Source organism: Skermanella sp. TT6 (assembly GCF_016653635.2).
GTDB classification, from domain to species: Bacteria; Pseudomonadota; Alphaproteobacteria; order Azospirillales; family Azospirillaceae; genus Skermanella; species Skermanella cutis.
Genome location: NZ_CP067420.1, coordinates 2,438,909 through 2,452,275 on the forward strand (window position 1 = coordinate 2,438,909; position 13,367 = coordinate 2,452,275).

Here is a 13,367-nt window from a genome sequence, read left to right on the forward strand (position 1 = left end):
GTCGTCTTCAGGAGCTGACCGTTTCGGCCGGCGCCGATGGTGGTGCCGGCGGGGCGAGGGAGGTCAGGGCGGCGCGCACCCGCCCATACTCCGCCTCGATAGCATCCACCGCCCGGCCGGGCACCCGGTCGCTCGCGGGCGCGCCGTCGGCGGCGTGGCGGGACGCCGTTTCCAGGTCCCGGCACAGTGCCGCCAACCCCAGCGCCCCGATGCTGCCGCTGCTCGACTTCAGCGCGTGCGCCGTGGCGGCGAGGAGCGGCCAGTCGCCGGCATCCGCGCCCGTACGGAGGCGGGCCAGCAGTTCCGGCGTGCTTTCCAGGTATATCCCGGCCACGGTGGCCAGGACATCGGGCCGGCCGCCGCCGGCCAGCCGGCGCAACTCGTCGAGGACCGCCGGATCCAGCGGAGCCGGAGCTCCCGCCGTCGCCGCAGGGTCGGGAGCGCGGGCGGCCGGCTCCGCGTCCGGAGAAGCCAGCCAGCGCCCCAGCATGTCGCGCAGCTGCCCCTGGCTGAAGGGCTTGGCGAGGTAATCGTCCATTCCCGCGGCAAGGCAGCGCTCCCTGTCTCCCGCCAAGGCGTTGGCCGTCAGCGCGACGATCGGGACGTGCCTGGGGCTCGCCGCCGGCATCCGGGCTTCCTCCAGGCGGATCGCCCGGCTCGCGTCGTAGCCGTCCAGCTCGGGCATCTGGCAGTCCATCAGGATCAGGTCGTACTGGTGCAGCCGCGCGCGGTCGAGCGCCTCGATCCCGTTGGCCGCGACATCGACCACGCAGCCGAGCAGCATCAGCCGTTCCGTGGCGACCTCGCGGTTGACGGGATTGTCCTCGGCCAGCAGGACCCGGCCCGAAAGCCGCCGGGCGCCGTCGGAGTGCCGCTCCCGCCCCGCTCCCTCAAGGTCGCCCACGGTGAGCGGCGCGGCATCGCCGGGACGATCGAACAAGGCGGTGAACCAGAATCTCGAGCCCTCGCCGGGTGTACTGTCGACTCCGATCTCCCCTCCCATCAGGGCGCTGAGCCGGCGGGCGATCGCCAGCCCCAATCCGGTTCCGCCGTACCGGCGGGTGGTCGATCCGTCGGCCTGGGCGAACGCCTCGAAGATGGTCCCGTGTTTGTCGGGCTGGATGCCGACGCCGGTGTCGGTCACCTCGAAGCGCAGCAGCACCTTGCTGGTCGGCGGCTTCTCCTGCGGCGCCGCGGCGGGCTCGGCGCGCACCACGACCTTTCCGCCTGGTTCCGTGAACTTGATCGCGTTGCCGATCAGGTTGGTGAGGATCTGCCGGAGACGTCCGGCATCGCCGACCAGCCCGAGGGGCACCGTGGCCGGCATGTGGCAGGCAAGGTGGATGCCCTTGGCGGCGGCCTGGCCCTCGAAGAAATCGGTCGCCTCGCGGGCAAGCGTCCCGACATCGACCGGACCCAGCTCCAGTTCCATCTTTCCGGCCTCGATCTTCGACAGGTCGAGGATCGAATTGATCAGGGTGACCAGGGTCTCGCCGGAACGCCGGACGGTCTCGGCATATCGCCGCTGCCGGTCGGACAGGTCGGTCTCGAGGAGCAGCTCCACCATGCCGAGCACGCCGTTCATGGGCGTCCGGATCTCGTGGCTCATGTTCGCTAGGAACTCGGACTTCGCCCGGCTCGCCGCTTCGGCGGTCCGCTTCGCGTGCCGAAGCTCGCGGACGGTCCGCTCCAGTTCGCCGTTCGCGGCGGAGAGCGCGGCGGTGCGTTCGGCGACCTGGGACTCGAGGATCTCGCCCTGTCGGGCAAGACGGTCATCCCTTTGCCCGATCTGCAGCAGCATGTCGTTGAAGCCGTCGATCAGCGCGTCGATCTCGTCCCCGCGGCGGGCGGGGTGCCGGAAGTCCCGGTAGCGGCGCGGCAGGCGCACGGCATAGTCGTTGGAGTGGGAAACGTCCGCCATCGTCCTGGTCAGGTCCATGATCGGACCGGACACCACGCGCTGGAGCCGTGTCGAGATCATCACGGTGACCAGCAGCGAGACGATCGCGGCCAGCGCGACGATGCCGTAGTAGCGGCTCAGGTTGTCGCTGAGCTCGGCCGTGTCCGAGGTCAGGTGAACCAGTCCCAGCACCTCGCCGTCCAGGCGGATCGGAACGAAGACGTCCAGATCCTGGTGCCGGAAGGAGTAGAATTCCGGGGTTGCTCCCGACTGGATCGCCGCGGCGGCATGTTCGAGGAAGCCCAGGTCCTCCCGATGATCCCCGTGGGAACCGGGGTCCGTCGGATCGTAGCCGGCGGGGTACGCAGCGAACATGGCGCCGTCGCGCCGTATGATGTGGGCCTGACGGATCTGCGGCTGGGCGCCGAGCGCCGCGAGGGTTTCCTGCGCCGCCCTCGGGTCGTCGAAAGCCAGCGCCGCGGTGGTATTGGCCGCGATGACCTGCCCGATCGAGGCCAGCTGCTTAACGGCGCTCTCCCGATAGCGGACTTCCTCGTGCAAGACGAGGGCTGCCGTGACCATCAGGAGACTGAGGCCGCTGGTCAGCAGCATGATGGTGATCAGCTTGCGCCGAAGCGGCATCAGGCGAAAGAAGGTCAGCATCACAGGGGGCCTCTGCCGCGGACGATGACCGCGAGGTTGAGCAGCTGGGAACTGACGGTCAGGCCGGTCGGCGAGATCCGGTCGGGGTCGATTTCGAACCGGATGCGTCCGTCCTCGATGACGAACCCGATCATGCCGCCCGAGCGGACGAATCCGGGGCTGTCGCCGACGGTCAGGACGGGCTGGTCCTGCAGGGTCCGGGAGAGGCGATCCATCCGATCGGCATGGGGAGGGCCGACGAAGACGATCCGGCACCGCTGCAGGTCTTCGGGCTCGACCATGCGCCGGACGACCACCGGCCTGCCATCGACCGGCTTGCCTTGAAGCACGTCAAGCGCCGTGCCGAACCGGTCCTCCCCGAGGACGCAGATGGCGAAAGGGGCTGGGGGTGCTTCCGGTGCCGGAGGCCAGGCCGTGAACTTGGCGAAGTTGTAGAGGAATGCAGCCTTGACCTCGTACTCGCTGGGAGCGGCCCACGTCTTGGAGACCATGCCCCCGGCCGAGAGGAACGGGACCAGCGCCGCGACCGCCCGCAAGGCCAGGTTCCTGAAGAAGCGGGGAGGCATGCTTCAGAACCGCAGCGTCGCTTTGGCATAGACGCTGCGCTCCACCTGTGTCGGGTCCGTGGACAGGAACTCCGGCCGGTATTCGAGGCGGGGGCCGCCGACGAGGTTCCGCCCGACCAGCGAGAGCTCCACGCCGTCCGCAACCCGCCAGCCGATGCGGGCATCCAGCGTCGTGTAGCCGCCAATCCGAAGTGCCGGCAGATCGCCGACATGCCGAAGGATAAGGTCGAACTCGACATCCTCAGTCAGGTCGGTGGAGGACTGCAGGTTGAACTGGTGCTGGGGGCTGCTGCCGTTGGCGGCCGACGCCGAGATGGTGTCCCCGCTGCCGGCGGCGGCCTCGGTATCCATCCTCAGCAGGGTATAGGCGCCGCGGAGCCGCCAGCTCTCGATCGGGTGCCACTCGGCGGCGACCTCCGCTCCCCAGGTCCTGGCGTCCAGCCGGTTGCCGGCCAGGAGCGGCAGCGCCAACCGGGGCGCCGGGGAGGCGGAGAAGGCGATCGGCTGCGGTTCCAACGACAGCAGGTGGTCGTAGATATTGTAGAACGCCGCCACGTCCAACGACAGGTTGGAGACCGGGCTGGTCCGGTATCCGGCTTCGAATGCCAGCAGGTCTTCGGAGTCGAAGCCGCGCTGCCCCGTCGCCTCGACCGTGACGGGCAGTCCGCCCGGCCCGGGTTGGGACGCCTGGACGATCCTGATGTCGTCTTCGGCCCGTGACGGCGTGCGAACGGCGCGCGAGACCGCGGTCCAGAACGTATGGTCCGCCGCCGGCGTCCAGAGCAGGCGGGCGCTGGGCTGGAGCTCGATGCCGCTGTAGCCGTTGAGTTCGAACTTGGACCCCACGGTGAAGCGGAGCTTGTCGGGAACCAGCGTGATCTCGTCCTGGACGAACGCGTTGACCACCTGCTCCGTGCGCCGGACCGGATCGACGGAGAGGGAGAAGGTGCCTTCGATGTCGTCGGAGTGCAGACGGTATCCGGCCCCCCAGACGACGTCGTGCCGTTCCCACGGCTTGACGTGATGCTGGAACTCGATGTCCACCGTGTCGTTCGTCGCCTTCACCTGCGGCAGATGGACGGTCTCCCGGCTGACATAGGCCTGGAGCGAAACTTCGGATGCGGCGGAGAGGGTCCTTGTCCAGCGACCCAGGATGTCGGCGTTCAGCATCCTGTCCCGCTGCTCGACCGGGCGGATGAACGGTGCCGTGGGCTCGAATATCGTGGAGCTCTCGCCCGTCCGCCCGGTCGTGAGTCCGCCCTGCGCGGTGAAGGCATCGGCCGATCCGGTCTTCCAGTCCGCCCGGAAGCCGACGCGGCTGTGGTTCGAATCGTCGGGCGCATCTTCCCCCGACGGGGTGAGACCGCCGTCGCGGCGCATGTGCTTGGCATAGATCCGGTAGTGTCCGTCGCCGCCGGCGAAGGCGCCGCCGAACCGGACGGCGCCGGACGCCCGATCCTCGTCTCCGGCGGCGCCGGTCACCAGAAGGCCCTGCGTCGCGGCCGCCGGCTTGGTGATGATGTTGATCACGCCGTTGACCGCGTTGGCGCCCCACAGCGTCGCGCCGGGGCCGCGGATCACCTCGATACGGTCGACATCCTCCAGCAGCGTGTCCTGCAGTTCCCAGAAGACGCCGGAGAACAGGGGCGTGTAGACGCTGCGCCCGTCGATCAGCACCAGGAGCTTGTTGGCGAACCGCCCGTTGAAGCCCCGTACCGATATGGCGTACTTGCTGGCGTTGATCCGCGCGACCTGGACACCGGGGATCAGCCGAAGCGCGTCCGGGATGCTGGTGGCTCCGGCGCGGCGGATATCGTCACCGGTCAGGACGGAAACGGCCGCGGCGACCTTGCCCAGCGTCTCGGCCCTCTTCGATGCCGACGTGACCTCCACCCGGAGGTTCATCAGGTCTTCGAGGCTGAGATGGGTCAGGTCCGCGAGATCGGCCCGTTCGGTTGCGGCTGCACCGGATGCCATCGGCAGGAGGGCCACGGTGAAAGCCGGCAGCAGCGTCTTGAGACCGGGCATGAATCGCACGGCGGCCAACCTCATGGAAATCTGTCAGGGGACTAATTGGAGGCGTATTGATTTAATAAAGTTCTAACCGTCGGACGGGTCATCCCGGTGTCATCGGCCTTCCGCCGGCCGTCGGCGATAACCCGGCTCCGCGGGAACCACACCGTGACCGTCGTTCCGGCACCGGGTGCGCTGCTGATCCGCAGCGATCCGCCATGGAGTTCGATGAGACGTTTCGTCAGCGGCAGGCCGAGGCCCGTGCCGTCGTAGCGGCGCGACAGGGAGCTGTCGATCTGTCCGAACTTGGCGAGGGCGATCGGGATGTCTTCCGCCCGCATCCCGATGCCGGTGTCGGCGATCTCGAACATCAGGCCGCCCTCCAGGTCCGTCGGCGCGTCCCCGCCGGGGGAGCCGCAACGTATCCGGAAGGTCACCATTCCCCCGTCGGGAGTGAACTTCAGCGCATTGGACAGGATGTTCAGCAGGATCTGCCGGACCCGGAATTCGTCCCCCCACAGGATGGGCGGCGGCCGGTCGGGCAGGTCCAGGGTGAACGCGATGTCCTTGGCGTCGGCCTGCGTCTGAAGCAGCCGGCGGCAGGCGTGCGCGGTCCCGGCGACATCGATCTTGTCCTCGCGCAGCTCTATCATGCCCTGTTCGGCCTTCGACAGGTCCAGGATCGCGTTGATCAGCTGCAGCAGGTGTTCGCCGCTCTCGTGGATCATCCGGACATAGTCCTGGTACTGCTCGTTGCCGAGCGGACCGTAGAGCTTCATGTCCATGATCTCGGTGAAGCCCAGGATCGCGTTCATCGGCGTGCGGAGCTCGTGGCTCATGGTCGCCAGGAACTCCGACTTGGCCCGGTTCGCTGCTTCGGCCTGCTCCAGCGCCTGGCGCAGCTTGTCCTCCCCGCGCCGGCGCTCCGATATGTCCTGGGCCACCCCGATGACCCGCGCCACGCGACCCTGGCGGTCGAGGATCGTCCGCCCGGTGAAGCGGATCATCCTCGTCTCGTCGGCGCCTTCGCCGGTGCCGACGATGCGCACGTCGATGCCCTCGTCGATCGCCGCGCCCGTCGTGATGATGTGGTCGGCCGCGGCCTCGAAGGGCCCGCGGTCGTCCGGATGCATGCGGCTGATGACGGCGGCCAGGCTCGGCCGGACATCTTCCGTGCCTTCCCCGTCGGCATCGGGACCCGCATCGTAGCCCAGGAGGCGGAACATCTCGCGGGACCAGGTCATCTCTCCCGACCGGATGTCCCAGTCCCAACTTCCCAGAGCCGCGATCCGCTGGGCCTGGGCGAGCCGCCGCTCGCTCTCGCACAGCCGGCGCAAGCCTTCGTTCGCCCGCAGCATGTAGCGGAGACGCTGGATCAGGATCGTCCAGTTGATCGGCTTCGTGACGAAGTCGGTCGCCCCCGCGTCGTAGGCCGTGCTGATCGACCCGAGATCTTCCAGCCCGGTGACGATCAGGATCGGGACGTGGGCGCCGATCCCCTTGGGCAGACGGCGCAGGGCCGCGCAGGTCGCGAAGCCGTCCATCGACGGCATGACGACGTCGAGCAGCACGAGGTCGGGCTCGCGGTCCTGGAAGATCGTCAGCGCGGGACCGCCGTCGGCGGCATCCACGACCTGGAATCCTTCCTGCTCCAGAGCCTGTCGATAGAGGAAGCGGGCCACCGGATCGTCATCCACCACGAGAACGAGAGGCTGCCTTCTATCGCTCCAGCCGGAGTTTGCTGACTCGATGTGCATGGCGACCGCTCGAATCCGTGGAGAACGCTTTGCGCGGAACCTTGCGACCGGCCGGGCTTTCGGGAACCGGCCGTCGAGATCCGCCTTGGATAAAGTTATCGGAAAATCGGGGCTAACACATTACGACCTTGGCTCTCCAGGCGGGCGACGATCGGGCTAGCTTCATAAGCGTTTGGTGATATGGACAGGAAGTTGGTCCGACGAACAGGGCTCCAGCCTTCGGAGTGCCGCCAAACCGGGTCCTTCCTAGCCGGCATCCGGGCGGCCCGGCGGTGCCTCGGCCCGCACATCCGCGCTCTGCTGCGGGATGTGCGGGCCGAGGCTGCGGCGCCGGTGCTCGACCGCGAAGACGTGGCTGTACAGGTTGGCGATCCAGCGCTTGCCCGAGCTGGTCATCTGGAGGTAGCGGAGGCCGGGGCCGACATAGGGCTCGATGCGTGTCCAGAAGAACTCCGGGTAATAGTCGACCAGGTCGGCGGGCGACTGGTAGCCCAGCCGGTCCGCCACGCCGGTTTCCAGGAACTCGTAGTAGAGCCCCGAGATCTTGCGCAGGTACATCGGGTCGGCGAGCTGGCCGACCAGGTCGGCGGCCCTGACCAGGCCGGCCTCGGTATCGGTCGCGTCGTGGTCGCCGTCGTCGGGTACCGGGAAGCGGGTCAGCTCGATGCTCCGGGTGACCCGGTCCACGTCGATGTCCGGATCGTCGCCGAACCGGGCGCGCACGAACAGCTTCGACCGCTCGATATGGTACGGCGCCAGGAAGGCGTCGGTCGATCCCCTGGGCAGCCGGACCGAATTGCCGGCATCGTCGATCACGCAGGTGTCCGCCTCGTCGCCGGGACAGACGCCTCGGACATAGCCGATATCATGGGTCATCAGCGCCAGCAGGAAATGAACCCAGTCGCACGGCGTGACCCGGTGCGAGATGATCCGGCCGCGCAGGATGTCCTGCCCGACCAGCGTCACCATGATCGTATGGTGGACGTCGTGGTAGAGCGCGTCGCTGTTGGCGATCCGCTCCACCGCGAGCCGGGCGGAACACGCGAGGAAATCCGCCCTGTGGGGTTCCCGCACGCCGAAAGTGTTCCGGTAGGCGTTGGATATCTCCTGCCCGAACGCTTCCGCCGTCAGCATGGTCATGTCGAACATCGGCAAGTTCCCCCAGCATCAGCGGCATCATGATCTATTTTAGGCTCGGCCGATAATCGGGAAGTCGCGCGGTCCCTGAATATTCCGGGTTTCCCCCTCAGGCTGCCCAGGCGCCGTGCACCCGGGCGGTCTCGTCCGCCAGGAAGGCATCCTCGTCGTCATAGGGGGCGAGCAGGCCGAAATCGTCGACCAGCGCGAAGAAGGCGGGCGGCGGCGGCTTGCCGTCCCGGCGGCGGACCAGGGCGGTCAGCAGCGGGCGGGCACCCTCGAAGTCGGAGGTGGTCAGCGCCGCCAGGATGGTGGCGACCGACCTCGCGTTGGCCGCCTGGGCCGGACCGGAAAGCGGCAGCTTCACCGCCGCGGCCAGTTCCGCGACCGTGACCGTCCGCCGTTCGCGCGCGGCCTGGGCCAGGAACTCGCAGGCGTCGATCGTCCTGCGGACCAGCTTGTCCTCCCGCAGTTCCGCCAGAAGGGCCGCGTCGTCGGGAAACCGGCGGGCGAGCCGCAGGGCCAATGTCAGCATTGGTACCATCGATTGCTCCTCTCGGCTGCGATCCTGGCGGGTTTCCGACAGGATCGTGGATGGATCCGAGGCGTGAGCAATCCGCGTGCCGCCGTCAGCGGCCGTAGGGATAACACCGCGTATCGAATGCGACGCGCATATGGCGCGCCAGGATCGAGTAGTCCTCCATGAAATCGGGAAACGGCGATCTGTTCGCGTAGGCGACGCCGACATCGATCCGCTTCGGCCGGATCATCGCCGTCGATACCGGATCGGCGTTCCTGTTCCGGAGGGAAAAGAAGCGCGCCTCGGCGAAGTCGCCGGGGGGCACCGCGCGCCGATCGGCGACATGCTTGGCGAAATACTTGGATACTGCGTGGTTCATGCGGAAACTTTCCCAATCCGCGGTCGCCTGATCGATCAATTCGACCCAGTAACGACCTTCCACGGTCGAAAGGAACATCCCATACCTTCCTGGCCCGAACGGCCCTTTATCGTCCGCAATCGGGGAACACCCGGCGTCATACTCCCACACCGGACGTTATTGGATTGCAACGACTACAGGAACAGGAAATGCAGGAAGCAAGACTGAAGCGCGCCGCCAAGGCGCTGGGCGAGATGCCGCTGATGGCGAAGCACGAGATCGGCGAGGTCGAGCCCTTCAGCCTACGCACCTACCTGGAGGAGGTGCTGGTGGACGAGGCCAGTTCCGACATCGACATAGACCGGGTCCTGGAGCGGATGGTCGAACTCGCGGTCACGGCCTACAACCAGGACGCATAGCCGGTCCGCGACGGCGTCTTATGGACAGGACTCTGTCCATAAGACGTCATACCTCGCAAAATCACTTCATGGCAGCACATGAAACATGAGATTGTCGGGCTCGGCGAAATGGTACTGAAGGTGTTCCGGTGAGTCCGGTGCGGTGGGCATGACTTGACGGTCGGCCTCCGAAGTCCTGAAAAGGGCTTTCGGGATCTGGATGCGTGGCGTTTCCCGAGGCTATAGGCGTTTTGGAGTCTATGTATCGTTTCCATACGGTCGATAGGGATATTACTTAATATGTAGAGGTGCCTCGGGCGGGAAACGTGGGAGCCGGGAGTTGTCCGGCCGCCGGCGCCTGATCCTCAGACAAGGAACGACCCCGTGTTGAGCAAGGAACAGATCGCCGAATACCGATCGACCGGATATCTGATACTGCCCGGCTTCGTGCCCCGCACCGAATGTCAGGCGCTTCTCGACTATTCACGGGCACTCGCCGCGCAACTCGCCTGGGAGGTGAAGCGGATGGCGTTCCTGCCGAAGCTGGGGGATGCCGAGCACGAAGGCTATTTCCTCACCTCGGGCGACAAGATCAGGATCTTCTTCGACCAAGAACAGCCTGCGGCCGCCGGGTCCCACGCTCCCGCCTGGCAGGGGGTCGACAAGATCGGCCATGCCTTGCACGACCTGGATCCGCTGTTCGACGGCTTTTCGCGCGACCCGCGCCTCGGACGCATCTGCAATCAGGTCGGAATGGCCGATCCTCGCCTGCTCCAGTCGATGGTGATCTTCAAGCAGGCGCAAACCGGCGGCGAGATCGGCAACCACCAGGATGCGACCTGGCTCTATACCGAGCCCCAGAGCGTCCTGGGGTTCTGGTTCGCGCTGGAGGATGCGACGACGGAGAACGGCTGCCTCTGGGTCGAGCCCGGAGGACAGCGGCGCGGACTGCTGTCCCGGTTCCGGCGCCGCCCCGAGGGTGGTGCGGCCCTGGAGCGCCTGGGCGGACTTGACGACTTCTCGACCGCCGACTTCGTCCCGCTCGAAGCCGAGGCCGGGACGCTGGTCCTGATGCACGGGCTGACGCCTCACCGGAGCGGGCCCAACAGGTCGCCCCACCCGCGTGGCGCCTATGCTCTCCACGTGATCGACGGGGCCTGCCACTACCCCGAGGACAATTGGCTGCAACGGCCGCCTGAGATGCCGCTGCGGGGATTCGGACCGGTCGGGGCTGCCCTGGAGGGCTGAGGTTCAGGCGTCCGCCGTCATCCGACGGGCGATCGACTGGTGGGCACGCGCCAGCTCCGCCGTGTCCAGGCCCGGGATCCGGCCGTCCTCGACCGTCCAGCGTCCGGCGACCATGACGCGGTCCGCCCTCTGGGCGCCGCACAGGACCAGCGCCGCCAGCGGGTCGCCGTGTCCGGCGAAACGCAGCTCGTCCAGCTTGAACAGGGCGAGATCGGCCTGGAACCCCTCCGCGATGGTGCCGAGGTCCCCCCGGCCGATGCAGGCCGCCGAACCGGCGGTCGCCCAGCGCAGCGCGTCTCGGTGGCTGATCGCCTTTACGCCGTACTGCAGGCGCTGGAGCAGGAAGGCGGCCCGGACCTCCTGGATCAGGTTGGAACTGTCGGCCGAGGCGGATCCATCCACCCCGAGGCCCACCTTCACGCCGGCGCGCTCCATTCCGTGGACGGGGCACATGCCGGACGCCAGCACCTGGTTGCTGCACGCGCAGTGGGTGACCGCGGTTCCGGCCGTGGCCAGCCGGTCGATTTCGGCGGGGGTGAAGTGGATGCCGTGCGCCAGCCAGACGCGGTCGCTGAGCCAGCCGCAGTCTTCCAGGTAGTCGAGCGGCCGGCGGCCCATGGTCTCCAGGCAGAAGGCGTTCTCGTCCTCCGTCTCGGCGAGGTGGGTATGCAGGCGCACGCCGTGCCGCTCCGCCAGGTCCGCCGTCCGGGTCATGAGCGAGCGGGTCACCGAGAAGGGCGAGCAGGGCGCCAGCGCGATCTGGATCATCGCCCCGTCGCCCCGCTGGTGGTACGCCTCGATCAGGCGCAGGCTGTCCTCCAGGATGGTGTCCTCGTCCTGGACAACGCCGTCCGGCGGCAGGCCGCCGTCGCGCTCGGACAGGTTCATTGAGCCCCGGGTCAGCACGGCGCGCATGCCGAGCCGGCGGGCGACATCGACCTCAATGTCGATCGCGTTCTCCAGCCCGGCGGGGAAGACATAGTGGTGGTCGGTGGTCGTGGTGCAGCCGGACAGCATCAGCTCGGCCATCGCCACCGTGACCGCCGAGTCCAGGGCCCGCGCGTCGAGCCGGGCCCAGACGGGGTAGAGCGCCTTCAGCCAGGGAAACAGCTCCTTGTCCAGGGCGGCGGGGAGGGCGCGGGTCAGCGTCTGATAGAAATGATGGTGGGTGTTGATCAGACCGGGGAGCACGACATGGTCGCCGGCGTCGAACACCGCGTCGGCGGGAACGGCGGGTTCCCGGCCCGCCGCCACCCGTTCGACGATGCGGCCCTGCTCGACGACGATCCCGCGGTCGGCACCATCGGCGAGGATGGCGAGGGGGTCCTTGATCCAGAGCCGCATGGGGCAGGTCCTTTCAGGGGCTGGTCAGTAGGGGCGGGCGATCAATGGTGCTCTTCCTCGACGCCGCCCCGGGGCAGCAGGAGGTTGAGCAGGATCGCGATAACGGCACCGGGGATCAGGCCGGATTCCAGGATCGTCTGCAAGCTGTCCGGTGCCGCCGCAATCAGGCCCTTCTGGGCCGGCAGGCCGATCGCTACGGCCAGCGAGACGCCGATGATCAGCATGTTGCGCTTGTTGAACTCGATCCGGCTCAGCATCTTCATGCCGGCGCTGGTGATCAGGCCGAACATGATCACCACGGCCCCGCCCAGCACGGCGTTGGGCACGGTCGACACCAGGGCGCCCAGCTTGGGCAGAAGACCGGCCACGATCAGGAACAGCCCGCCGATCGCCACGACGAAGCGGCTGGCGACGCCGGTCAGCGCGACCAGCCCGACATTCTGGCTGAAGCTGATCTGCGGGAAGGCGTTGAAGACGGCGGCGAAGCTGCTCATCAGCCCGTCGGCCATGACGCCGCCGGACAGCTCGCGCCGGGTCGGCTCGCGGTTGGCTCCGCCGATCGCGGTGCCCGCGATGTCGCCGATGGACTCGGCCACCGTGACGACGGCCATCAGGCCGATGGCGACGATGGCGGCGGCGTGGAACTCGATCCCGATCGCGAAGGGTTGCGGCAGCTGGAACCAGCCGGCGTCGCCCACCTTGGAGAAATCCACCAGGCCGAGCGGGATGGCGGCCACGTAGCCGACCAGCAGGCCGATCAGCACGGCCGCCATGGCGAGGAAGCCCTTGAAGAACTGGTGGAACACCAGGGTGACGCCGAACACCAGGGCCGCCAGCAGCAGGTGGCGGGGCGCCCCGAAATCGGCGGCGCCGAAGCCGCCGCCGACATAGGCGAAGCCGACCGGCAGCAGGATCATGCCGATCATGACGACGAAGGTCCCGGTCACGACCGGTGGGAACAGGAAATTGATCCGGCGGATGTACAGGCCCGCGCCGGCCATCAGGAGGCCGCCGACCAGCGCGCCGCCCATGACGGCGGGCAGGCCGTAGGCCTGGGCGATCGGGATCATGACCGGGACGAAACCGAAGCTGGTGCCCATCACGATCGGCAGCCTGGCGCCCACCGGCCCGATGCCCAGCGTCTGGACCAGCGTCGCCACCCCGGCGACGAACATGGCCGCCTGGACCAGGAAGACCACCTGATCCGGCGTGGCGCCCACGGCCTTAGCCAGGATGATCGGAACCGTGACGTTGCCGACGAACATGGCGAGGACGTGCTGGATGCCCAGCGGAACCGCCTGGGTCAGGGGCGGCATGTAGTCGATGTCGGCGGAGCGGTCGCCCCGTTCCGGATCGGCGGCGGCGTCGGTCTCGACGCTCTTGTTCAGGGTCTCGGCTGTCACGTTCCCTCCCGGCTTCTGATCGAGGCTGTTGTTGTCTTATGGCTGCCTCGCGTGGAACTT

11 protein-coding genes are annotated in these 13,367 nt (G+C 67.7%); 2 read left to right on the plus strand and 9 right to left on the minus strand.

Annotated features, from left to right (window positions below):
• Positions 1 to 7: 7 nt before the first annotated feature.
• From IGS68_RS11485 to IGS68_RS11515, 7 genes are all read right to left on the minus strand, one after another.
• Positions 8 to 2,563: an ATP-binding protein gene (locus IGS68_RS11485; RefSeq protein ID WP_201080045.1), complete on the minus strand. Its 2,556-nt coding sequence runs from the start codon at positions 2,561 to 2,563 to the stop codon at positions 8 to 10.
• Complete coding sequence (locus tag IGS68_RS11490; protein WP_201080047.1) at positions 2,563 to 3,129, minus strand: YfiR family protein; 567 nt, start codon at positions 3,127 to 3,129, stop codon at positions 2,563 to 2,565. The genes IGS68_RS11485 and IGS68_RS11490 overlap by 1 nt, the downstream gene beginning before the upstream one ends.
• Positions 3,130 to 3,132: 3 nt before the next feature.
• Positions 3,133 to 5,157 (minus strand): TonB-dependent receptor plug domain-containing protein, encoded by a 2,025-nt coding sequence (locus IGS68_RS11495; RefSeq protein WP_201080049.1) that lies wholly within the window; start codon positions 5,155 to 5,157, stop codon positions 3,133 to 3,135.
• A 41-nt stretch (positions 5,158 to 5,198) separates the two neighbouring features.
• The gene (locus IGS68_RS11500; RefSeq protein WP_201080051.1) at positions 5,199 to 6,839 is read right to left on the minus strand and encodes an ATP-binding response regulator; all 1,641 of its coding nucleotides are present in this window, start codon (positions 6,837 to 6,839) and stop codon (positions 5,199 to 5,201) included.
• A 306-nt stretch (positions 6,840 to 7,145) separates the two neighbouring features.
• Positions 7,146 to 8,048 carry a hypothetical protein gene (locus IGS68_RS11505; RefSeq protein WP_201080054.1) on the minus strand — a complete coding sequence of 301 codons (903 nt, stop codon included), beginning with the start codon at positions 8,046 to 8,048 and terminating at the stop codon, positions 7,146 to 7,148.
• A gap of 97 nt (positions 8,049 to 8,145) precedes the next feature.
• A complete protein-coding gene (locus IGS68_RS11510) occupies positions 8,146 to 8,580 on the minus strand; it encodes a hypothetical protein (protein ID WP_201080056.1) in 435 nt (144 codons plus the stop codon).
• 85 nt (positions 8,581 to 8,665) lie between these two features.
• Positions 8,666 to 9,013, minus strand: coding sequence for a hypothetical protein (locus IGS68_RS11515; RefSeq protein ID WP_201080058.1), 348 nt, complete (start codon positions 9,011 to 9,013; stop codon positions 8,666 to 8,668).
• A gap of 110 nt (positions 9,014 to 9,123) precedes the next feature.
• Between IGS68_RS11515 and IGS68_RS11520 the strand changes: the two genes are divergently transcribed.
• Together IGS68_RS11520 and IGS68_RS11525 are read left to right on the plus strand one after the other, a co-directional pair.
• Positions 9,124 to 9,333, plus strand: a complete 210-nt coding sequence (locus tag IGS68_RS11520) for a hypothetical protein (RefSeq protein ID WP_201080061.1) — start codon at positions 9,124 to 9,126, stop codon at positions 9,331 to 9,333.
• Between the two features lie 366 nt (positions 9,334 to 9,699).
• The gene (locus tag IGS68_RS11525; protein WP_201080063.1) at positions 9,700 to 10,560 is read left to right on the plus strand and encodes a phytanoyl-CoA dioxygenase family protein; all 861 of its coding nucleotides are present in this window, start codon (positions 9,700 to 9,702) and stop codon (positions 10,558 to 10,560) included.
• A gap of 3 nt (positions 10,561 to 10,563) precedes the next feature.
• On the opposite strand, the gene IGS68_RS11530 is transcribed toward IGS68_RS11525, so the two are convergent.
• Positions 10,564 to 11,904 carry an 8-oxoguanine deaminase gene (locus IGS68_RS11530; RefSeq protein ID WP_201080065.1) on the minus strand — a complete coding sequence of 447 codons (1,341 nt, stop codon included), beginning with the start codon at positions 11,902 to 11,904 and terminating at the stop codon, positions 10,564 to 10,566.
• Between the two features lie 41 nt (positions 11,905 to 11,945).
• Entirely contained in the window at positions 11,946 to 13,307 is a 1,362-nt protein-coding gene (locus IGS68_RS11535; RefSeq protein WP_201080067.1) for a uracil-xanthine permease family protein, read from the minus strand.
• Positions 13,308 to 13,367 lie beyond the last annotated feature (60 nt).

Bases quoted from the DNA above. Each gene is read 5' to 3' on its own strand.
- IGS68_RS11485 (WP_201080045.1), bottom strand. From the start codon at position 2,563: ATGCTGACCTTCTTTCGCCTGATGCCGCTTCGGCGCAAGCTGATCACC.
- IGS68_RS11490 (WP_201080047.1), bottom strand. From the start codon at position 3,129: ATGCCTCCCCGCTTCTTCAGGAACCTGGCCTTGCGGGCGGTCGCGGCG.
- IGS68_RS11495 (WP_201080049.1), bottom strand. From the start codon at position 5,157: ATGCCCGGTCTCAAGACGCTGCTGCCGGCTTTCACCGTGGCCCTCCTG.
- IGS68_RS11505 (WP_201080054.1), bottom strand. From the start codon at position 8,048: ATGTTCGACATGACCATGCTGACGGCGGAAGCGTTCGGGCAGGAGATA.
- IGS68_RS11510 (WP_201080056.1), bottom strand. From the start codon at position 8,580: ATGGTACCAATGCTGACATTGGCCCTGCGGCTCGCCCGCCGGTTTCCC.
- IGS68_RS11515 (WP_201080058.1), bottom strand. From the start codon at position 9,013: ATGTTCCTTTCGACCGTGGAAGGTCGTTACTGGGTCGAATTGATCGAT.
- IGS68_RS11520 (WP_201080061.1), top strand. From the start codon at position 9,124: ATGCAGGAAGCAAGACTGAAGCGCGCCGCCAAGGCGCTGGGCGAGATG.
- IGS68_RS11530 (WP_201080065.1), bottom strand. From the start codon at position 11,904: ATGCGGCTCTGGATCAAGGACCCCCTCGCCATCCTCGCCGATGGTGCC.